Genomic DNA, 20,169 nt, shown 5'->3' with positions numbered 1-20,169 from the left:
CCCTTACTTGTTCTATCAGCGCGATGGTCACCTTGATGATCTGAAACGGCCGGTCAGAGTCCTAGTTCGCGGGCGATGAGCATCAGCTGCACCTCGGTGGTTCCTTCCCCGACCTCGAGGATCTTCGAGTCACGATAGTGGCGGGACACCGTGAACTCGTTGATGAACCCGTAGCCGCCGAAAATCTGTGTGGCGTCACGGGCGTTGTCCATGGCTGCCTCGCCTGCGACCAGCTTAGCGATGGACGCCTGCGTCTTGAACGGCTTCCCCGCCAGCATTCGGGCGGCGGCGTCATAGTAGGCCAGGCGTGCCGTGTGGGCGCGTGCCTGCATGCGGGCGATCTTGAACTGGATGGACTGGTAGGCGCCGATGTTGTTCCCGAAGGCCTGGCGTTCCTTGGCGTAGCTGATCGATTGCTCCACACAGCCCTGGGCTGCCCCGGTTGCGAGCGCGGCGATGGCGATCCTGCCCTCGTCGAGGATCTGCAGGAAGTTCGCGTAGCCGCGTCCACGGGTTCCGAGCAGGTTCGCCTCTGGAACCCGGACGTCCTTCAGGGTCAGCGGATGCGTGTCCGAGGCGTTCCAGCCCACCTTGTTGTACGGCTTCTCCGCGGTGAATCCGGGCGTGTCGGTGGGGACGAGGATGGTGGAGATTTCCTTCTTCACCGAGCCGTCTTCTCCCGTGGTGGTATCGGTGACCGCAGTGACCGTCACGAGGCGGGTGATGTCGGTACCCGAGTTGGTGATGAACTCCTTGGTTCCGTTGATGACCCATTGGCCGTCAACGAGCCTGGCGTTGGTCTTGGTCCCCGATGCGTCCGAACCCGCCTCCGACTCGGTCAGCCCGAATCCAGCGAGCGCCTCACCGCTGGTCAACATCGGCAGCCACTGCTGCTTCTGCTCCTCGGTGCCGAATCTGAACACGGGCATGGCACCGAGGGACACGCCTGCCTCAAGGGTGATGGCAACGGACTGGTCGACGCGCGCCAGCTGCTCGAGGGCGAGGCACAGAGCGAAGTAGTCGCCATCCATCCCGCCGTACTGTTCAGGGAAGGGGAGGCCGAACAGACCCATTTCGCCCATCTGCGCGATGACGTCGTACGGGAAACTGTGCTCCTCGTCGTGCTTGGCGGAGACCGGCGCTACTACCTGGTCTGCGAACTCCCGGACGGTGTCGACAAGGTCCTGGTAATCCTCGCTCAGTTCAAAATTCATGATTTGGGGTCTTCCTGTTCACTAGGGGCGGCACCGGCAGCGGCAGGATCTTCTGCCCCACCGGCTGGTGCGGGATGGATTCGTGCGACAACCTGATTGGCGTAGACGAGGTCGCCGGGGCTGAGGGTAATGGCAACGGTGCCGGAAACGGCTGCGGTGAGCTGGTGTTCCATCTTCATGGCCTCGACGCTCAGAAGGACCTGCCCTTCCTCCACAGACTCGCCGTCGGCCACGTTCACGGTGATGACGGTGCCCGGCATCGGCGAGCGCACTTCCGGGTCAGCGGCCCCTTCGGTGCGTGCGATGGACGCCAACTGTGCCTGCAGGATCTCCTCGCGGGAGAGCATCCGGACTGGCTGGGACCAGCCGTCGTCCGTCAGCCAGAGAGTGGAACCGGCCGGAGCAAGGCGAGTGCCGAGGGTGACGCCGTCGACGACGGCGCGGGGCGCCTCTTCGGCCTCGCCGGCCTGGAGCCAGGAAACCTTATGAGCGTTTCCACCGACGTCGACAACGCTGTGTTCACCGCTGGTTGTGACGAGAACCGTCCGGGACCCGGTGTTTCCCACCTGAAGCTGCACGGGCGCTGCCGCCGGTACCCCACCGATCCGCCATCCGTCCCTCGTGTGCCAGGGCGAGCGTGGGCATTGTCCTGTGCTTCCAGCACCGGAGACCGCCCCGGCGAGTATGACGGCGGCAGCAGCGATCTCGGCGTCCGTCGCCGTCCGAAAGGCCAGGCTGGGAAGCTTCCGCTCGATCATGGTCGTGTCGAGCCGGCCTGCGCGGACGTCGTCGTCGTTGATCAGCAGCCGCAGGTACTCCACATTGGTGCGCAGGCCTGCGATCCTGGTCTGCGCGAGGGCGCGTTCCAGCCGGTCGAGAGCTTCGATGCGGGAGTCGGCCCACGCGATGACCTTGGAGAGCATCGGATCGTAGGTCGGGGAGATTTCCAGCGCCGGAAGCAGCGCGCTGTCCACGCGTATGCCCTCGCCCTGCGGTTCGGCGAGGTCGACGACGGTGCCTGCCGAGGGCAGGAAGCCGGCTTCGGCGTCCTCGGCGTATACGCGGGCTTCCACCGCGTGGCCGGTGAGTACGACGTCGTCCTGGGCGACCGTGAGCTTCTCACCCGCACTGATGCGCACCTGCCACTCGACGAGGTCGACGCCCGTAACCATCTCGGTGACCGGGTGTTCCACCTGCAGCCGGGTGTTCATCTCCATGAAGAAGAACTCATCCGGCGCGTCATCGGAGACCAGGAACTCCACGGTGCCGGCGCCCACGTAGTCGACACTGCGGGCCGCGTTGCAGGCCGCCTCGCCGATCCGGGCGCGGGTCGCTTCGTCAAGCAGCGCGGAAGGGGCCTCTTCGATGACCTTCTGGTGCCGGCGCTGGAGCGAGCATTCCCGCTCCCCCAGGTGGATGATGTTGCCGTAGGTGTCAGCGAGTACCTGCACCTCGATGTGCCGCGGGGTGCGGACGAGCCGTTCAAGGAACAGCGTGTCGTCACCGAAGGCGGCGGCAGCGACACGGCGCGCCGTCCGGAGGCCGTCCGGAAGGTCCTCGGGGCGTTCCACGGCGTGCATGCCTTTGCCTCCGCCGCCGGCCGAGGGCTTGATCAGCAGCGGGTACCCGACCTGGTCCGCAGCCTCGATGAGGGCCTCGTCGGTCAGGCCGGATTCGGCGATGCCCGGCACCACCGGTACGCCAAAGCCGCTGACGTGGTTCTTGGACCGAATCTTGTCGCCCATGACGTTCAGGGCGTGGACCCGGGGACCGATGAAGACGATGCCGGCCTCGTCAAGCGCGCGGGCGAAGGCCTGGTTCTCGCTCAGGAACCCGTACCCGGGATGCACGGCCTGCGCACCGGTCGCCTCGCAGGCGGCGACGATCGCCCCGATATTGAGGTAGCTCTGGGTGGGGGCAGCCGGACCGATACGTACGGCCTGGTCCGCCTCGCGGACGTGGCGTGCACCGGCGTCGGCGTCGCTGTAGACGGCGACCGACCGGATACCGAGGGCACGCAGCGTGCGGATGACCCGGCACGCAATTTCACCGCGGTTGGCAACAAGGACGGTGTCGAAGAGTGTTGGAGAGGTTGGCATTCTGCTCACATCCTGAAGAGGCCGAAGGAGGTGTCCGGCAGCGGCGCGTTGGCGCAGACGTCGAGCGCGAGGCCCAGGACGCGGCGGGTGTCCGCCGGGTCGATGATGCCGTCGTCCCAGAGCCGCGCGGTCGAGTAGTAGGGACTCCCCTGCGCCTCGTACTGCTCACGGATCGGGGCCTTGAACGCTTCCTCGTCCTCGGCGCTCCACTCCTCACCGCGCGCCTCGAGTTGGTCGCGCTTCACCGTGCTCAGCACGGACGATGCCTGGTTGCCGCCCATGACGGAGATGCGGCTGGCCGGCCACATCCAGAGAAACCGCGGCGAGTACGCCCGCCCGCACATCGAATAGTTGCCGGCGCCGAAGGAACCGCCGACGACGACGGTCAGTTTGGGCACGCGGCAGGTCGCCACCGCGGTGACCATCTTGGCTCCGTGCTTGGCGATGCCGCCTGCTTCATAGTCGCGGCCCACCATGAATCCCGAAAGGTTCTGCAGGAAGATCAGCGGTATGCCGCGCTGATCACACAGTTCGATGAAGTGGGCGCCTTTCAGGGCGGACTCTCCGAAGAGGACGCCGTTGTTAGCGACGATGCCGACACGGTGTCCATACAGCGTCGCGAACCCCGTCACAAGGGTGGTGCCGTAGTCCTTCTTGAACTCATGGAAGCGGCTGCCGTCCATAATCCGGGCGATGATTTCGCGGGAATCGTAGGGCGCGTTGACGTCAATCGGCACGGCGCCGTAGAGACCGTCCATGTCCACGGCCGGATCTTCGGGTAGGTCAGGCGTCCACGCCTTCTCCGGCTTTGGCAGCGTCGCGACAATATCCCGGATGATTTCGAGGGCGTGCTGGTCATTTTCGGCAAGGTGGTCGACGACGCCTGAGGTCTTGGCGTGTACGTCACCGCCGCCCAGTTCCTCCGCAGTGACAATCTCACCGATTGCCGCCTTAACCAGCGGCGGGCCGCCGAGGAAGATGGTGCCCTGGTTCCGGACGATCACCGTCTCGTCGCTCATGGCCGGCACGTAGGCGCCGCCGGCGGTGCAGGAGCCCATCACAGCGGCGATCTGGGGGATCTTGCGCGCGGACATCGTAGCCTGGTTGTAGAAGATCCGGCCGAAATGCTCCCTGTCGGGGAATACCTCGTCCTGCTTCGGAAGGAATGCTCCCCCGGAGTCCACCAGATACACGCAGGGCAGGTTGTTCTCCAGCGCAACTTCCTGCGCCCGGAGGTGCTTCTTGACCGTCATCGGGTAATACGTGCCGCCCTTGACCGTCGCGTCGTTGGAGATCACGAGGACGTGCCGGCCATGAACGAGGCCGATCCCGGCAATGACCCCGGCGCCGGGGCTCTCATCGTTGTACATCCCGTTGGCGGCCAACGGCGCAATCTCCAGAAACGGGCTTCCGGGATCCAGCAGGTGGTCGATGCGGTCCCTGGGCAGCAGCTTTCCGCGGCTGACGTGGCGGTCGCGGGAGCGTTCGGGGCCGCCTGATGCCGTGCTGGCGAGGCGGTCGCGAAGTTCAGCGGCGAGTGCCCGCTGACCGGCGTCGTTCTGCCGGAACGCTTCGGCGCTCGGGTCCAGGCGCGATGCCAGGGTCTCCATTGACGTCCTTCCGGTGCGCAGATCGGCCAGAAGCCGCGTGCGCACCCACTCAGTTAGCGGTGATTAACTCAAATTCAGGTTAGTAGCTATTAACCGAACTGTCCACCAGAATGGAGGCATTCCCCTCTCCCGGTTCGCTCCGACACGAAAGGCGGGCATGGACGCTCCAGCTCCTACCCGGATGACCGGCCGCAGCATGGCCAAGGCGTCCCGGCGCGTCGCACTGCTGGACGCCGCTGCGCAGCTCTTCGCCGAGCGCGGCTACAACGGGGTGTCGATCGAGGACCTGGGCGCAGCAGCAGGAGTGAGCGGGCCAGCTGTCTACCGGCATTTCAGTGGGAAGCCGGCGGTCCTCGCGGCACTGCTGGCCGGTGTCAGCCAGGATCTGCTCGAGGGCGGGCGTGCAGTGGTCGCTGAATCCCCAAGCCCCGAGCAGGCGTTGCGCGGCCTCATCGAGTTCCAGGTGGACTTCGCCCTCCGCAACGCCAACGTCATCCGGGTCCAGGACCGCGACCTCAGTTCGCTGACCGATGAAGACCAGGAAACTGTGCGTTCGCTGCAGCGCAGCTACGTCGAGGTATGGGTTGATGCCCTCGCCGAGCTGGCGAAAGGATCGGACCGGACGCACCTGCGCCGCAAAGCCCACGCCGCGTTCGGCCTCATCAACTCAACCCCGCACTCCACCCACCGTCGCCGCAGCAACAAGGACACCGCTGAACTGCGCCAGCTGCTTGAGGAGATGGCATGGGCGGCCCTCAGCGTTGCGGCGTAAGTACGCGAAGGACACTGACGCGCCGCGTCCTAGTACGCTGAAGGAGATGCACATTGAGTGCACAAGAACTTCGCTGAAATAGACCAGTTCCGCCTACCTGAAAGCTTCCAGTGATCACGCTACGCGCCGTTGAACCCTCCGACCTGGATGAGTTCTTCTCCCACCAGCTAGACCCCAGCGCCAACCACATGGCCGCCTTCAGTGCCAAGAACCCCTCGGACCGGGGTGTCTTCAACCACCACTGGCAGAACATTCTGAACGATCCCGCCGTCACGGTCCGCACCATCGTCGCTGACGGCGACGTGGTGGGCAGCATCCTTGCCTACCGGGACGGCGACATCCCGGAAATCAGCTACTGGATCGACAAGGCCCGCTGGGGACAGGGAATTACGACGGCGGCAGTCGGCCAGTTCCTCGAGGAGTTCAGGGAGCGTCCGCTGCGGGCACGCGCTGTTGCCGACAACACCAACTCGATCCGCATCCTTGAACGCTACGGCTTCACTAAGGTGGGCGAGACGCAGGGCTTCGCGAACGCGCGTGGAGCGGTGGTCAAGGAACTCCTCCTTGAGCTGCGCTAGCTGTAATTCCCACGGAGGATCTTGTGCAGCTCAGGCGGATCCGGACGGCGTCCGGTCCGCCGGAGCTGCACAAACTTCCTGATTGCGTCCTTGGTTGCGCGGCCCCGTCAGACCATCGTGAGGACCATTCCGGGGTCGGACAGGATGGTGCCGATGTCCGCGAGGAAGCGGGAGCCCTGTTCGCCGTCCACCAGCCGGTGGTCGAATGACAGGCTCAGGGTCATCACCTGCCGCAAGGCAATCTCGTCCTGGTACTCCCACGGCATCTTCCGCACGGAGCCCATCGCGAGGATCGCGGCTTCTCCCGGATTGAGAATCGGTGTTCCCGCATCGATCCCGAAGACTCCGACGTTGGTAATGGAGATTGTCCCGCCGGACAGGTCTGCGGGACTGCTCTTGCCGGCACGGGCAGTATCCGCCAGCTCCTGCAGGGCAGCGGCCAGTTCACGAAGACCAAGCGCCTGTGCGTCCTTGATATTCGGCACCATCAACCCCCGCGGTGTTGCCGCCGCGATGCCGAGGTTCACGTAATGGTGCTGCACAATCTCCTGGGCGGCTTCGTCCCACCGCGAGTTCAGCGTCGGGTTCCGGTCCAGCGCAATGCATAGCGCCTTGGCTACCAGCGTCAAGGCGGTGATGCGGACGTCCGCGAACGCCCTGCTCGATTTCAGCCGGGCGAGGAGGTCCATCGACGCCGTGACGTCGACGGTCAGGAACTCTGTGACATGGGGCGCGGTGAACGCGCTGGCCACCATCGCGGCGGCGGTGTGCTTGCGCACTCCCTTGATCGGCGTGCGTGTTTCCCGCTCACCGGCAGCGCCCGACGGCGGCGCCGCGGCTTCCTGCGTTGTCTGCGCTTCGCGGTGGCCTTCCTGCTGTGCCGCCAGGACATCCTCGCGTGTGATGAGGCCCTGCGGGCCGGTGCCGCTCAGTTGGGTGAGATCGACGCCGAGATCGCGCGCCAGTTTGCGCACCGGCGGTGTGGACCGCGGACGCTCCCGCGGCGCCTCGTCATCGGCTGCGGCGGGAGCCGCTTCCTCGGCCACGATGGGACCAAGAGCCTGCTCCCCGGTCGAGGCAAGAGCGGCAGCATTTGCCGATTCACTACGTCGGGCTCGCCGGGCGGGCCGTCCCGTTTTTTCAACCGCTGCGCCGTAGCCCACCAGGTTCGGCTCCCGTTTGGCCGGCCCGGAATCGTTCTCCGCTGGTGCATCCTCGTTGCCGGGCGCAGCACCGGAACCCGGTACGTCGAAGGAGACAATCGGCGAACCGACCTCCACCACGGTCCCTGGCTGCTCATGCAGCTTCGCGACCACTCCGGCGTAGGGAGAAGGCAACTCGACTACCGCTTTCGCGGTCTCGACGTCGGCAATGACCTGGTTGAGCTCCACCGTGTCGCCGACCGCGACATGCCAGGCGACGATCTCCGATTCAGTCAGGCCTTCGCCGAGGTCGGGCAGTCGAAATTCCTTGATCACCGGCGCCACTATCCTTCCAGTCCGCTCAGGGAATTCGGCCGGCCGAGGGCGCGGTCAACTCCGTCCAGTATCCGGTCCAGGTCCGGCAGATGGTGGAACTCCAGCTTGGAGTAGGGGTACGGGATATCGAATCCCGTGATGCGGACGGGTGCGTGCTCCAGATAGTAGAAGCAGCGCTCCGTGATGCTCGCCGCGATTTCCGCCCCAAGACCGCCCGACTGCGGGGCTTCATGGGTAATGACCAGGCGCCCTGTCTTCCGAACGGACTTCTCCACGGTGGCGAAATCGATCGGCGCAAGGGAACGCAGGTCTATCACCTCAACCGAGACCCCGTCGTCGGAGGCTGCAATGGCGGCGTCGCGCGCCGTCGGTACCAGCGGTCCGTAGGTGAGCAGCGTGACGTCGCTGCCCTCGGTGACCACGCGCGCGTCGTTGATGCTTGTAGCGGTGATGTCGACGCTCTCGTCCACCTCACCCTTCACGTGGTAACGGCGCTTCGGTTCGAAGAACAGGACCGGATCATCGCTGGCAATCGCCTGCTGGATCACCACGTAGGCGTCCTGCGGGTTGGAAACACTGACCACCCTCAGTCCCGAAGTATGGGTGAAATAGGCCTCGGGCGACTCCGAGTGGTGTTCAGGGGATCCGATACCGCCGCCAAATGGGACCCTGATGGTCAGCGGCATCTTCACGGCGCCCTGCGTCCGATAGTGCAGTTTCGCCACCTGGCACACAATCTGGTCGAACGCAGGATAGATGAAGCCGTCGAACTGGATTTCGACGACGGGACGGTAGCCGCGGTATGCCAGCCCGACTGCCGTCCCCATGATGCCGGATTCAGCGAGCGGCGTATCCAGGACACGGTGAGGCCCGAAGTCCTTCTGCAGACTGTCGGTGATGCGGAAGACACCACCGAGCTTCCCGATGTCCTCGCCCATGAGGACGACTTTCGGGTCGTCTTCCATGGCCCTGCGAAGACCTGCGTTGATGGCACGGCCGAATGTCATGGTGGACATCAGCGGCTCCCTTCCTCAGAGGCCTCGAACGAGGTCAGGTAGTGCTCGTACTGGTCCTGTTGGCGCTCGAGCCACGAGTTGGGCTCACTGTAGACGTGCTTGAAGACGTCGAGCGCTGCCGGTTCCGGCATGGAGATGCAGCCCTCACGCAAGCGGGCGGCGACGTGGTCGGCCTTGGCCTTGACTGCATCACTGACCTCGGCGGGCAGGAGGCCCTCGGCGTCAAGCAGCCCGGCCAGTCGCGCGATGGGGTCCTTGGCCGCCCAGTCCTCGAGCTCATTCGGGTCGCGGTAGCGGGTTGGGTCATCGGCTGTGGTGTGCGGACCCATCCGGTAGGTCACTGCCTCGATGAACGTGGGGCCGCCGCCGGTACGGGCGCGGTCGAGGGCCTCGCGGGTGACGGCGAGACAAGCGAGTACGTCGTTGCCGTCCACGCGAACGGACGGAATGCCGAACCCGGGTGCACGGCGGGCAATGGGTACATGTGCCTGCAGCCGCACCGGCTCGGAAATAGCCCACTGGTTGTTCTGGCAGAAGAAGATGACGGGCGCCTGGTAGCTGGCGGCGAACACCATCGCCTCATTGACGTCGCCCTGGCTTGTGGCGCCGTCACCGAAGTAGGTCACGGCTACGGAGTCCGCGCCGTCGTTCAGGATGCCCATGGCATATCCCGTGGCGTGCAGGGTCTGGGCTCCGATGATCACCTGCGGCGTGGCCATGTTGATGGCGTAGGGATCCCAGCCGGACGAGGCGTTACCCCGCCAGACCCTGAGGATGTCAGTGAGGTCCACACCGCGGCAGTACGCAACAGCGTTCTCGCGGTAGCTGGAAAAGACGAAGTCATCCTTGCGTAGGGCACGGCCTGAGCCGATCTGCGCCGCTTCCTGGCCCAGGAAGGGTGGCCAGAGTGCAAGTTCACCCTGGCGCTGGAGTGCTGTGGCTTCGGCGTCGATCCTGCGGACAACCACCATGTCCTCGTACAGGGCCTGCAGAGCCGCGCCGTCGATGTCGGAAACCCAGCGGTCATACACGGCGTTGCTCCGGCGCTCACCCTTGGGCGAGATGAGCTGTACCGGCTCGTCTTGCGCGGCTTCCGCTTCGTTGTTCAGAGGCACGTTCACTCATCCTTCTCGCTAGCAGCATCGGCGTTCCTGCACACCCGCGAACCGCGTCCTCCGGCGCTGTGAAGGGCCGAGGGCATCATTGCCCGTGGTTATTGTGACGATACTCACGTGACCCACGCAGCACAACCGATTCTCGTTTTAGTGAGCATTATGCTCTATTTCGTGGCCGGTGCCCGTGCTACCGTTGCGCAGTATGCAGCCCCTGGACGGCACCGATACACGGCTTCTGCTCGCGCTGGCACGTGACCCGCGGCGAACGGTCGTCGCCCTCGCGCAGACGCTGGGACTCTCCCGCAACACCGTGCAGGCACGCATGACCCGTCTGGAGAAGAATTCGACGTTCCTCTCCTTCGAACGACGCATCAACCCGGCAGCGCTGGGGTACCCCCTCACTGCGTTCATCCATATCCATGTGGACCAGCGGAAGCTCGCGGCCATCACCGGCCATCTGGCCGACATTCCGGAGGTTCTGGAGGCTCACGGGTTGACCGGGCAGGCGGATATCCTCGTGCGGGTGGTGTCGGTGGACGCCGAGGACCTCTTCCGGATCAACGGGAAGATCCTGGCGTGCGACGGCGTGGAACGCTGCGACACCTCCCTCGCGATGCACGAGCTGATCCCGTACCGCATGGAGCCCCTGCTGGAGCGAGGATCCGAGGAGTAACCGCGCGGATTTGCAAGCGGAACCATCCGGAACGCCTGCAGACGCGAATGGTGTGCAGAGCTCCATCATGGAGCGCACACCAAACGGAAAGGCATCACAATGAGCTCCTCCCCCAACCGTCTTCTCGCGACCGTCTTCGGCGTCGTTTACCTGCTTGTCGGAGTCCTCGGTTTCTTCGTCACCGCCGGCGTCGGCTTCTTCGCGACCGAGGGCAACACGCTCATCATCTTCGAGGTCAACCCCCTCCACAACATCATCCACCTGGCGATCGGCGCCGCCTTGCTGATGGCTGGCCTCAAGTCGGTAAGCGCCGCCAAGGGCGTCAACACCACCGTCGGAGCCGTCTACCTGCTGGTCGGAATCCTCGGGCTCTTCCTTGTGGGCACCTCGCTGAACATCATCGCCCTCAACGGCGCCGACAACGTCCTCCACCTTGCGAGCGCCGTTCTACTGCTGGGCGTAGGCCTGTCGCAGGACAAGAGCGTCCGCACCTCGCGCACCCACGCCCACACCGCGTAGTCAGGGCATCACGTTCATGAACAGCGCTGCGATGGAAGGGCGGGTCCGTCCCGCTCTTCCTCGTCGTGCCGATGCCGATGCTGATGCCGGGCAAGGGTCCGCGGACGAACTGCTCCGTCTGCTGTCCGGTTTTGCGGCCCTCGGGTCCGGCCTGACCTTCTTCGCGCTCGCGGCCGATGCGATCCTGGCTACGGGAACCGTCATGAACGATGTCCTCGGAGGCGTCATCGGTCTTTGGGCGGGGGTGCTGACCGCCTGGGGAATTCTGGCCTTGCGCGGCCTGCCCGACCAGAACCGTGTAGGCATACTGCTGTCGGTGTCCGTACCCAGGGTTCTTCCTGGTGCCGCCGGCGTCGTACTGGGTGTCCTTGCATGGAATGCACTGCTGGCACCAGCCGGCAACCGGGATTTTGATCTGACGCTGGCGTCGGCGCTGGCGCTCATTCTCCTGCAGCTCGGCTGCCACGGCGCCCTGCGCCGTCGGGCGGGACGGGCGCTCCCCTCGGCGCCGCTCTCGCCCGGCAAGCTCCTCGGAGGACTCTTCCTCTCAGCGGTGCTGGTAGCGGGGGTTACGACGCCGGGACTCGCCGCCTCGACGGCCGGTAACCACGCTGTGCCTCACGGCCAGCATGGCTCGGTGCCCGAACCGGCAGATCACGAGGACCACTAGGACCGCTGTCCTGCCGGGCAGAGCTGCCGGAGTCGACAGAAGGGGCCGGAATCGTCGCGATTCCGGCCCCTCTGACATGCTCCGTGCTAGTGGCTGGTTGCCTTTTCGGCGCCCACACCGGTTAGCGAGCGGACCTCCATCTCCGCCTGCTTCTGCGGATCCTCGGTGCGCTTGGACAGCACCGTGCCTAGCCAGCCGAGGAAGAACGCCAACGGAATCGAGACGATTCCGGGGTTGCTCAGCGGGAACCAGGAGAAGTCCACCGTCTGGATCATGGACTTCTCTGCGCCGGAGACCACGGGCGAGAACGCGATCAGGGTGATCGCCGCTCCCAGACCGCCGTACATGCTCCACAGCGCGCCCTGGGTGTTGAACTTTTCCCAGAACAGCGAGTAAAGGATGGTCGGCAGATTCGCGCTGGCCGCGACAGCGAAGGCGAGCGCGACTAGGAACGCAACGTTCTGCCCCTGGGCGCCGATGCCGCCGAGGATGGACAGGACACCGATGACGACGACGGTGCGTCGTGCCACCTTCACCTCACCGTCCGGGTCGACCTGGCCCCGCCGCACCACGTTCGCGTAGATGTCGTGGGCGAAGGACGCGGCAGCCGTGATGGTCAGCCCGGCAACCACCGCGAGGATGGTAGCGAAGGCGACAGCCGCGATAATTCCCAGCAGCAGCGGACCGCCCAGTTCAAAGGCGAGCAGCGGCGCAGCCGAATTCACTCCGCCCGGCGCAGCGTTGATGCGGTCAGCACCGATCAGTGCACCGGCGCCGTAGCCAAGAACCAGGGTGAACAGGTAGAACGCCCCGATGAGCCAGATGGCCCAGACCACTGAGCGACGCGCCTCTTTGGCGGTCGGCACCGTGTAGAAGCGCATGAGCACGTGAGGCAGCGCCGCCGTTCCGAGCACGAGCGCCAGCGCCAGCGAGATGAAGTCGAGACGGGTGGCGCCCGAGGCGCCGTACTGCAGGCCGGGACCGGTGATAGCCGGATTGCCGGAGGTCTCGATCGCAGCCCCGAGAAGCGTGGACAGGTTAAAGCCGTGGATGGCCAGCACCCAGACCGTCATGACGAACGCTCCAGTGATCAGCAGGCAGGCCTTGATGATCTGCACCCAGGTGGTGCCCTTCATGCCGCCGATCAGTACGTAGAGAATCATGAGCGCACCGACGACGACGATCACCAGGGACTGGCCCAGCTTTCCGTCGATGCCCAGAAGTAGCGAGACCAGGCCGCCCGCGCCCGCCATCTGTGCCAGAAGGTAGAAGAAGCAGACCGCGAGGGTGGTGATGGCCGCGGCAATGCGGACCGGGCGCTGCTGCAACCGGAAGGAAAGGACGTCCGCCATGGTGAACTTGCCGGTGTTGCGCAGCAGCTCAGCCACGAGCAGGAGCGCCACCAGCCAGGCAACCAGGAAACCTATCGAGTAGAGGAAGCCGTCGTAGCCGTTGATGGCGATGGCACCGACGATGCCGAGGAACGAGGCCGCCGACAGGTAGTCTCCCGCGATCGCCGTTCCGTTCTGCGGTCCAGTGAAGGACCGGCCGGCTGCGTAGTAGTCAGCTGCGGTGCTGTTGTTGCGACTGGCCCGCAGCACAACGATCATCGTGACGGCAACGAAGAGGCCGAAGACCAGCATATTGAGCCACGGCTCACCGACCTGGGTCGACTCGGCGGTCTGCAGCGGCAGGTACTGCCTCATTTGGTTCCTTCCTTCGAGTCCTTGAAGACCTCCGGAGCCTCAGCCTCGATGTCTTCGTTGAAGACCTCCGGCGCCTGCTCTTCGAGCTCATTGCGCAGCTCTTCAGCGATGGGGTCAAGGTGCTTGTTGGCGTAGCTGACGTACCACATGGTGATGGCGAAGGTGCTCGCCACTTGAAGCAGCCCGAAGATCAGGCCGATGTTGACGTGTCCGAAAACCGGCGTCGACATGAATTCGTGGGCGTAGTCGGCAAGCAGTACGTACAGGAAATACCAGAGCAGGAACACTGCTGCCATCGGGAAGACGAAGCTGCGGTGGCGCTTCCTCAATTCCTTGAACCGGGGCCTTTCCTGGACTTCGGTGAAGTCCACCGGTGTTGCCGGCCGAGCGCCGGCGGATGGTTCGTGGCCCATTGATACCTCCTCATTTGGGGCCTCCCGTACCTGTTCCGGACCGCACGGGACGGCATGAGGCAAGGGAGTGTGACTCCCATCACTGTCGGTCACAACGCCTGCCTATGCCAAGCTCCTGTGCGGGTACGTCGCCCAACGGGCTTCGATGTGCGATAAACGGCGGACTGCTGCGCTGAGCGGTCGCTGCCCCATGCGGGGACGGCATGGCGTGACAGCTACTCTTGACCCATGGTCAGCCCCGCCGTCGACGTCGCGCTTGTGGCCGCCGTCGTCATCATCACCCTTGCGGTGGTGGCGGTCCTGGGATTCAAATTCTCGCGCTCCTACCGTGATCTCGGTTCCGACGCCGACCGCGCCACCTACGCCACGCTGCACACGGTGGCCCTGGCATCTGAACACCTGCGGACAGGCCTGACGCCGAGCGGTGCTTCGAAAGCCGCGAGGCACCTGCGCGGGTTGCTGCGCTGCCAGTCGCTGCTGGTGACCGATACCAACGGCGTCCTGGCGTGGGACGGGACAGCCCCGGAACCGCCGGAGGTGATGCTCGTTGCCCGGGAGGTACTGGCCAGCGGGCGCACCCAGATCTTCAAGCAGTCGAAACTGGCGGATGTGACAGGAGACAGTGACGGCCCGGTCGAAGCTGTGATTGCACCGATCCGGGTGAACGGCCGGGTGGTCGGAACGGTCGGGGCGTTCGCGCTCTCGGTCAACGCAGGGCTTGTCCGGGCAACCAACGAGGTCGGCGCATGGGTGGCCACCCAGGTGGAGCTGGCCGAACTGGACTCCTCCCGCACCCAGCTCATGGAAGCAGAGGTTCGGGCACTGCGCGCACAGATCAGCCCGCACTTCATCTACAACTCCCTGAATGCGATCGCTTCCTTCATCAACACCGATCCCGAGCGGGCGCGAGAGCTCGTGGTGGAGTTCGCCGACTTCACCCGCTACTCCTTCCGCCGCCACGGTGACTTCACCACTGTGGCCGAGGAACTCAGGTCCATCGACCGCTACCTGCTGCTCGAGCGCGCGCGCTTCGGGGACCGGCTCAAGGTCAGCCTGCAGATCGGTCCGGAGGTACTCAGCACGGTGATCCCCTTCCTCAGCCTGCAGCCGCTGGTGGAGAACGCAGTCCGACACGGCCTGGATTCGAAGGACGGAACCGGCAACATCACCATCACAGCCCACGACGCCGGTGCGTACGCTGAAGTGACGGTCGAGGACGACGGTGTGGGCATGGACCCCGACCGCTTGCGCGCCGTACTGGCCGGGCACGTGGACGGCGTGCACGTCGGATTGCGTAACGTCGATTCGAGATTGCGGCAGGTGTACGGCGACGCGCACGGGCTCATCATCGACACCGCGCCGGGCGCCGGCACACTGATCACGCTGCGGATTCCCAAATCCCAGCCCGATCACCAGACGTGACCAGACTCCGACTACGTGCACTAGAACGTGGCGGACTGAACTTCCGCGTAATCTGGGAGCATGGTCAACGTGGTCATCGTCGACGACGAACTTCCCGCACTCGCAGAACTGGGCTTCCTGCTGTCCAAGGACGCCCGTGTCGACACCATTCACCAGGCCTCGGGCGGCGCCGAGGCCCTGAGGATCCTGCAGAGCCACCCGATCGATGCGCTGTTCCTCGACATCCATATGCCGTCCCTGTCCGGCCTCGACATCGCAAGGGTCATCTCGCGGTTCAGCCGGCCTCCCGCCGTCGTCTTCGTCACCGCGGATGAAGACCGGGCGCTGGAGGCGTTCGAACTTCGCGCCGTCGATTACCTGCTCAAGCCGGTCCGCACCGAGCGGCTCACCGAATCAGTGCGCCGCATCTGCGAACTGATGGAGGACGGCGCCACGACGCCGGAGGTCATCACGGTGGATCAGGGCGGCATCAGCAAGATGATCCGGCGCGACGAGGTCCGGTACGTCCAGGCCCAGGGTGATTACGCACGGCTGCACACCGCAGAGGCGAGCTACCTCATCCGGATTCCCCTGAATGACCTTGAGCGGCAGTGGGCTGACGCCGGGTTCCTGCGGACGCACCGCTCCTACCTGGTGGCAATGGACCAGGTGACGCAGGTGAAGCTCGGAACGGGTAGGGCAAGCGTGCTGGTGGGTGACGCGGAACTGCCGGTGAGCCGGCGCCACCTGTCCGAGATCCGCGGCAAGCTCGAAGCCACGCGACTGCGGCCCAGGCAGTAACACCGTGTCCGCGCCTGAACCAGGCCCGGCACGGGTCCGTGTCACCGCACCCCACTCCGCAACGGGGCCGGCCTCTTCCTATCCCGTCTCACGGGAGATGGCTGAGCAGTCCGACGTCGGGGAACTCTTCGTGCGATCGCTCATCCGGTCCCAACTGAGGCTGGCTGTGGTGGTGGCGTCCGGCTTCCTGGTGATCCTCGCCGGCATCCCGGTCCTGTTCAGCGTCTTCCCGGCGATCAACACGTGGACAATCGCAACTGTCCCCGTCCCCTGGCTCGTCCTCGGCCTGGGCATCTACCCGCTCGTGATCAGCTGCGCCGTCCTGTATGTGCGAAGCGCCGGACGCACCGAGCAGCGCTTCCGTGACCTGGTGGACGACCAGTGACGTTCCCGGAGCTGAATCCGGTCGTCGGGTACGTGTCGCTGGTTCTCGTCGCGGTGTCCACCGTCCTGATCGGTATTTATGGCCTCCGGATCTCGCGCACCACCGGAGACTTCTACGTGGCCTCGCGTACCGTGCGGCCCTGGTGGAACGCGTCCGCGATCGGCGGTGAATACCTCTCCGCCGCCAGCTTCCTCGGCGTGGCCGGGCTGATCCTGCTCTCCGGCGTGGACGCCCTCTGGTTCCCCATCGGCTACACCGCCGGATACCTCATGCTGCTCCTGTTCGTGGCCGCTCCCCTGCGGCGCTCCGGCGCATACACCATCCCCGATTTCGCCGAGGCCCGCCTCGACTCGCGCAACGTCCGACGGGTGACAAGCCTCCTGGTCATCGCGGTCGGCTGGCTCTACATCGTTCCGCAGCTTCACGGTGCAGCGCTCACGGTGCGCATCACCACCGGTCTGCCGTCCTGGGTGGGCTCGGTGGCCGTCGTCGTCGTTGTGTGCCTGAGCGTAATCACCGGCGGGATGCGCTCCATCACCTTCGTCCAGGCCTTCCAATACTGGCTGAAGCTGACTGCACTGGCAGTTCCGGTGGTCTTCATTCTGATCCAGCTGTCAGGTACGGGAGAGTCACTGACGAACGACGGCGCCGTGTTCAGTTCCGAACTCGACGCCACGCCGGACGCCTCGCTGTACCAGAACTTCTCCCTGGTCATCGCGCTGCTTTTCGGCACCCTCGGACTGCCGCACGTGCTCGTGCGCTTCTACACCAACCCCGACGGAGCCTCGGCGCGCAGGACCACCCTTATTGTGCTGGGGCTGCTCTCCGTGTTCTACCTGTTCCCCACCCTGTACGGCCTGCTCGGCAGGATTCACACGCCCGATCTGGCGGTGCAGGGCGCTGCCGATGCCACCGTGCTGCTGCTGCCGAGCCGCATTTTCGACGGCCTCGCCGGAGACGTGCTCTCGGCCTTCGTCACCGCCGGAGCGTTCGCTGCATTCCTTTCGACGTCCAGCGGACTGGTCGTCTCACTGGCGGGCGTAGTGAGCCAGGACTTCTTCCGTGCGAGCGTGTCGGGGTTCCGGTGGGCGGCGGTTATCTCGGCACTCATCCCGCTGGGTTTTGCCCTGCTCACGGACACCCTCGCCCTGGCCGGCAGCGTGAGCATGGTGTTCGCATTCACGGCGTCCACCATCTGTCCGCTGCTGGTGCTTGGTATCTGGTGGCGCGGACTCACGGACGCCGGAGCGATCGCGGGCATGCTCTCCGGGGCGGTCCTGTGCGGCGGGTCGATTCTGCTGGCGGCCGTTCTGGGTGTCGATCAGGCGCCGCAGTGGCTTCGGCTGCCCGCCCTCTGGACGGTTCCCGCAGCGTTCGCCATCACCATCGTGGTGTCACGCATGACCGCCAGGCGCAGGCCGAGAAACACGTCGCGGGTGCTCGCGCGGCTGCACACACCTGAGCCTGCCTGAGCGCCGTCGCGCTGGGCAATAGTTTGGCTAGTCGATGGCCGCCATGAGCTCGACCACGCGGTCGAGGAAGGCATCCACCTGAGTTTCCTCGTATCCGTCCTGGCCGATGGCTTCCCGGAAGACCGCCCGGCGGACCACATCGACGCTGAGCGGCAGGTCGTTCTCGAAATACCCCAGCAGTTGATCGCAGAGGGCGTCCACGTCTTCGATGTTGTAGCTGGTGGCATTCTTCCGGGACGGACGCCGGAAACGTTCGCCCGGGGGCCGGTGCAGGCGCCCACGAAGGACAGCCGAGATGCGCCCGATCCGCATGAGCCACGCCTGTTCACCCTTCGACTCGATGAGAGCGTCCCGCTCCCGCTGGGCGAAGACGTCCTCCAGCCGGTCGAGGGCTGCGTCGACGGCCCGCGGTTCATACCCGCCACGCGCAGGATCGAAGGCCATGGTGCGTACGTCGGAACTGGTGACGGGGTCGCCGTCAGCGCCGTCGGAGTTGTAGAAAGTGCGCGCGCGGGTCAGGAACTTGTCGACCTGCCTGGCGTTGTAGCCATACTCGCGCCGGCCGACACGGGCAAACGGCGAACTGCCGTTGCGTGCTCCATCCATGGTTGTGCGTTCTCTCTCTTTGTTCCGACGCGGTTACGACGCAGGGCTGTGCGGTTCTACAGGGCTCCGGGTAACAATGTAACCGACAGCAGGAAAGCAACTGGTGAGGCGAAAACGATCGAATCGAGCCGGTCCATCACACCGCCGTGCCCGGGCAGGAGGCTGCTCATGTCCTTGACACCGAGTTCACGCTTGATCATTGACTCAGCGAGGTCTCCGGCGGTGGCTGCAGCGACAACGGCGACCGCCAGGCAGATACCCACCCACCATGGCCGGTCCAGCAGGAACACCACCGCGAGGACGCCCACCACCATCGCTCCCCCGATCGACCCGCCGAAGCCCTCCCAGGACTTCTTCGGGCTGATTCGAGGTGCCATGGCGTGCTTGCCGAAGAATGCGCCTATCAGATAACCGAAGGTGTCGTTCGATACAACCAGCAACAGCAGAGTGGCGACCTTGATCGCGCCCGAGGGCTCCTGAAGCAGCAGCATCGCGAAGCTGAGGAGGAACGGCACCCATAGGAGGACGAAGGTTCCCGCCATAATGCTTCGCGCCGCGTCGGGCGCAGGATCGAGACTGCGCCACAGTGCCAGTGCGGTTACGGACACCACCGTCGCGAATGCCAGCGCTTCAGGACCACCCAGGTAGGCGGCGAACGGCAACGCAACGCCGCCCACCACAGCGGGCACGGTGGGCACGTTGATTTGCCGCACCTCGAGCGCCCTGCCGACTTCCCAGACGCCGACGACGCCGATCATCGTGGTGAGCGCGACGAACCCCAGCGGCAGGAACAGCATCCCTGCAAGCAGCGATACGAGCAGCGCAACTCCGACGACGATGGCCGCCGGGAGATTCCGTCCCGCGCGTGAGTTTTCCCCGGACTTGGCGCGCGGCGGACGGCGCTTGAACAGGCTGACTCCGCGGGTTTTCGCTGCCTCGCGCAGTGCACGCCTGCCAGGCAGGACGCCAGCGTCCGGCGGTCCGGCCGCGGCCTTGTGCGCAGCGTCAGCGGCAGGCGTGCGGCCAGCCTCGGTAGAAGGCTGGGGGTCGCTCATCAGACCTCGAGCAGCTCTGTTTCCTTGCGCTTGAGCATGTCGTCGATGGTGTCAGTGTGGGACTTTGTCCGTGCGTCCAGGTCCTTCTCGGCGCGGGCGCCCTCGTCTTCGCCGGCGTCGCCGTCCTTGACCGCCTTGTCGATCCCGTCCTTCGCCTTGCGGCGGATGTTCCGGATCTGGATCTTGGCGTCCTCGGCCTTGCCGCGGACCAGTTTGACGTACTCCTTGCGCCGTTCCTCCGTCAGCTCGGGGAGGACCACGCGGATCACGTTTCCGTCATTGGACGGGTTCGCTCCAAGATCGGAGTCCCGCAGTGCCTTTTCGATTTCGCTGAGCGCGGACCGGTCAAACGGCGTGATGAGCAGCGTGCGCGCTTCCGGGTTCTGGAAGGAGGCCAGCTGCTGCAGCGGCGTGGGTGAACCGTAGTAGTTGACGACAACCTTCGAGAACAGGGACGGGTTGGCACGGCCGGTGCGGACAGTCGCGAAGTCTTCCTTCGCAGCCTCGACGGCCTTGTCCATTCGCTCGGTGGCCTCTGACATAGTCTCTTCGATCACGATTTCTCCTTTGGTTCGAAATCCGCTGC

General features: G+C 65.2%; 20 protein-coding genes. 9 read left to right on the top strand and 11 right to left on the bottom strand.

All coding sequences use genetic code 11. The features are described from left to right. Positions 1 to 53: 53 nt before the first annotated feature. Genes AC5RTB_RS03375 through AC5RTB_RS03365 form a run of 3 tightly spaced genes read right to left on the bottom strand, consistent with a single transcriptional unit; the run spans position 54 to position 4,923 of the window. Positions 54 to 1,217 (bottom strand): acyl-CoA dehydrogenase family protein, encoded by a 1,164-nt coding sequence (locus AC5RTB_RS03375; RefSeq protein ID WP_494059764.1) that lies wholly within the window; start codon positions 1,215 to 1,217, stop codon positions 54 to 56. Further along, the gene (locus AC5RTB_RS03370) at positions 1,211 to 3,313 is read right to left on the bottom strand and encodes an acetyl/propionyl/methylcrotonyl-CoA carboxylase subunit alpha (protein ID WP_494059650.1); all 2,103 of its coding nucleotides are present in this window, start codon (positions 3,311 to 3,313) and stop codon (positions 1,211 to 1,213) included. Before AC5RTB_RS03370 ends, AC5RTB_RS03375 begins: the two co-directional genes overlap by 7 nt. 5 nt (positions 3,314 to 3,318) lie before the next feature. Continuing rightward, the gene (locus AC5RTB_RS03365; RefSeq protein ID WP_494059649.1) at positions 3,319 to 4,923 is read right to left on the bottom strand and encodes a carboxyl transferase domain-containing protein; all 1,605 of its coding nucleotides are present in this window, start codon (positions 4,921 to 4,923) and stop codon (positions 3,319 to 3,321) included. Positions 4,924 to 5,080: 157 nt separating this feature from the next. Between AC5RTB_RS03365 and AC5RTB_RS03360 the strand changes: the two genes are divergently transcribed. Continuing rightward, positions 5,081 to 5,695 carry an SACE_7040 family transcriptional regulator gene (locus tag AC5RTB_RS03360; RefSeq protein WP_494059648.1) on the top strand — a complete coding sequence of 205 codons (615 nt, stop codon included), beginning with the start codon at positions 5,081 to 5,083 and terminating at the stop codon, positions 5,693 to 5,695. Positions 5,696 to 5,805: 110 nt separating this feature from the next. Continuing rightward, positions 5,806 to 6,273: a GNAT family N-acetyltransferase gene (locus tag AC5RTB_RS03355; protein ID WP_494059647.1), complete on the top strand. Its 468-nt coding sequence runs from the start codon at positions 5,806 to 5,808 to the stop codon at positions 6,271 to 6,273. Positions 6,274 to 6,380: 107 nt separating this feature from the next. Here the strand turns inward: AC5RTB_RS03355 and AC5RTB_RS03350 are convergent, their stop codons facing one another. The 3 genes from AC5RTB_RS03350 to pdhA are packed head-to-tail and all read right to left on the bottom strand — an operon-like array spanning position 6,381 to position 9,882. Further along, positions 6,381 to 7,751 (bottom strand): dihydrolipoamide acetyltransferase family protein, encoded by a 1,371-nt coding sequence (locus AC5RTB_RS03350; protein WP_494059646.1) that lies wholly within the window; start codon positions 7,749 to 7,751, stop codon positions 6,381 to 6,383. A gap of 8 nt (positions 7,752 to 7,759) precedes the next feature. Further along, positions 7,760 to 8,767 (bottom strand): alpha-ketoacid dehydrogenase subunit beta, encoded by a 1,008-nt coding sequence (locus tag AC5RTB_RS03345; protein ID WP_494059645.1) that lies wholly within the window; start codon positions 8,765 to 8,767, stop codon positions 7,760 to 7,762. Then, entirely contained in the window at positions 8,767 to 9,882 is a 1,116-nt protein-coding gene (gene pdhA, locus AC5RTB_RS03340; RefSeq protein WP_494059644.1) for a pyruvate dehydrogenase (acetyl-transferring) E1 component subunit alpha, read from the bottom strand. Before pdhA ends, AC5RTB_RS03345 begins: the two co-directional genes overlap by 1 nt. A gap of 202 nt (positions 9,883 to 10,084) precedes the next feature. Here pdhA and AC5RTB_RS03335 point away from each other — a divergent pair, with 202 nt between their 5' ends. The 3 genes from AC5RTB_RS03335 to AC5RTB_RS03325 all read left to right on the top strand — a co-directional run bounded on the left by AC5RTB_RS03335 (position 10,085) and on the right by AC5RTB_RS03325 (position 11,744). Next, positions 10,085 to 10,555 carry an Lrp/AsnC family transcriptional regulator gene (locus AC5RTB_RS03335; protein ID WP_494059643.1) on the top strand — a complete coding sequence of 157 codons (471 nt, stop codon included), beginning with the start codon at positions 10,085 to 10,087 and terminating at the stop codon, positions 10,553 to 10,555. A 99-nt stretch (positions 10,556 to 10,654) separates the two neighbouring features. Continuing rightward, positions 10,655 to 11,074: a DUF4383 domain-containing protein gene (locus tag AC5RTB_RS03330; protein ID WP_494059642.1), complete on the top strand. Its 420-nt coding sequence runs from the start codon at positions 10,655 to 10,657 to the stop codon at positions 11,072 to 11,074. Positions 11,075 to 11,090: 16 nt separating this feature from the next. Continuing rightward, the gene (locus AC5RTB_RS03325; protein WP_494059641.1) at positions 11,091 to 11,744 is read left to right on the top strand and encodes a hypothetical protein; all 654 of its coding nucleotides are present in this window, start codon (positions 11,091 to 11,093) and stop codon (positions 11,742 to 11,744) included. 86 nt (positions 11,745 to 11,830) lie between these two features. On the opposite strand, the gene AC5RTB_RS03320 is transcribed toward AC5RTB_RS03325, so the two are convergent. After that, a complete protein-coding gene (locus AC5RTB_RS03320; RefSeq protein ID WP_494059640.1) occupies positions 11,831 to 13,450 on the bottom strand; it encodes a monocarboxylic acid transporter in 1,620 nt (539 codons plus the stop codon). Continuing rightward, positions 13,447 to 13,863 (bottom strand): DUF485 domain-containing protein, encoded by a 417-nt coding sequence (locus tag AC5RTB_RS03315; protein ID WP_494059639.1) that lies wholly within the window; start codon positions 13,861 to 13,863, stop codon positions 13,447 to 13,449. Before AC5RTB_RS03315 ends, AC5RTB_RS03320 begins: the two co-directional genes overlap by 4 nt. A gap of 228 nt (positions 13,864 to 14,091) precedes the next feature. Here AC5RTB_RS03315 and AC5RTB_RS03310 point away from each other — a divergent pair, with 228 nt between their 5' ends. The 4 genes from AC5RTB_RS03310 (at position 14,092) to AC5RTB_RS03295 (ending at position 17,922) form a co-directional block, all read left to right on the top strand. Then, positions 14,092 to 15,285 (top strand): sensor histidine kinase, encoded by a 1,194-nt coding sequence (locus AC5RTB_RS03310; protein WP_494059638.1) that lies wholly within the window; start codon positions 14,092 to 14,094, stop codon positions 15,283 to 15,285. A gap of 60 nt (positions 15,286 to 15,345) precedes the next feature. Beyond that, entirely contained in the window at positions 15,346 to 16,065 is a 720-nt protein-coding gene (locus AC5RTB_RS03305) for a LytR/AlgR family response regulator transcription factor (protein WP_494059637.1), read from the top strand. A 97-nt stretch (positions 16,066 to 16,162) separates the two neighbouring features. Next, complete coding sequence (locus AC5RTB_RS03300) at positions 16,163 to 16,450, top strand: DUF485 domain-containing protein (RefSeq protein WP_494059636.1); 288 nt, start codon at positions 16,163 to 16,165, stop codon at positions 16,448 to 16,450. 11 nt (positions 16,451 to 16,461) lie between these two features. Continuing rightward, positions 16,462 to 17,922 (top strand): sodium/solute symporter, encoded by a 1,461-nt coding sequence (locus AC5RTB_RS03295; protein ID WP_494059763.1) that lies wholly within the window; start codon positions 16,462 to 16,464, stop codon positions 17,920 to 17,922. A gap of 27 nt (positions 17,923 to 17,949) precedes the next feature. Here the strand turns inward: AC5RTB_RS03295 and AC5RTB_RS03290 are convergent, their stop codons facing one another. Genes AC5RTB_RS03290 through frr form a run of 3 tightly spaced genes read right to left on the bottom strand, consistent with a single transcriptional unit; the run spans position 17,950 to position 20,140 of the window. After that, the gene (locus AC5RTB_RS03290; protein ID WP_494059635.1) at positions 17,950 to 18,528 is read right to left on the bottom strand and encodes a DivIVA domain-containing protein; all 579 of its coding nucleotides are present in this window, start codon (positions 18,526 to 18,528) and stop codon (positions 17,950 to 17,952) included. A 56-nt stretch (positions 18,529 to 18,584) separates the two neighbouring features. Continuing rightward, positions 18,585 to 19,583 carry a phosphatidate cytidylyltransferase gene (locus AC5RTB_RS03285; protein WP_494059634.1) on the bottom strand — a complete coding sequence of 333 codons (999 nt, stop codon included), beginning with the start codon at positions 19,581 to 19,583 and terminating at the stop codon, positions 18,585 to 18,587. Further along, positions 19,583 to 20,140: a ribosome recycling factor gene (frr, locus tag AC5RTB_RS03280; RefSeq protein WP_494059633.1), complete on the bottom strand. Its 558-nt coding sequence runs from the start codon at positions 20,138 to 20,140 to the stop codon at positions 19,583 to 19,585. The genes AC5RTB_RS03285 and frr overlap by 1 nt, the downstream gene beginning before the upstream one ends. Positions 20,141 to 20,169: the final 29 nt, after the last annotated feature.

It is taken from the genome of Arthrobacter sp. M71 S08 (genome assembly GCF_059089725.1).
Note: the sequence above shows the minus strand (reverse complement) of the source record. Positions and strands in the feature narration are given on the sequence as shown.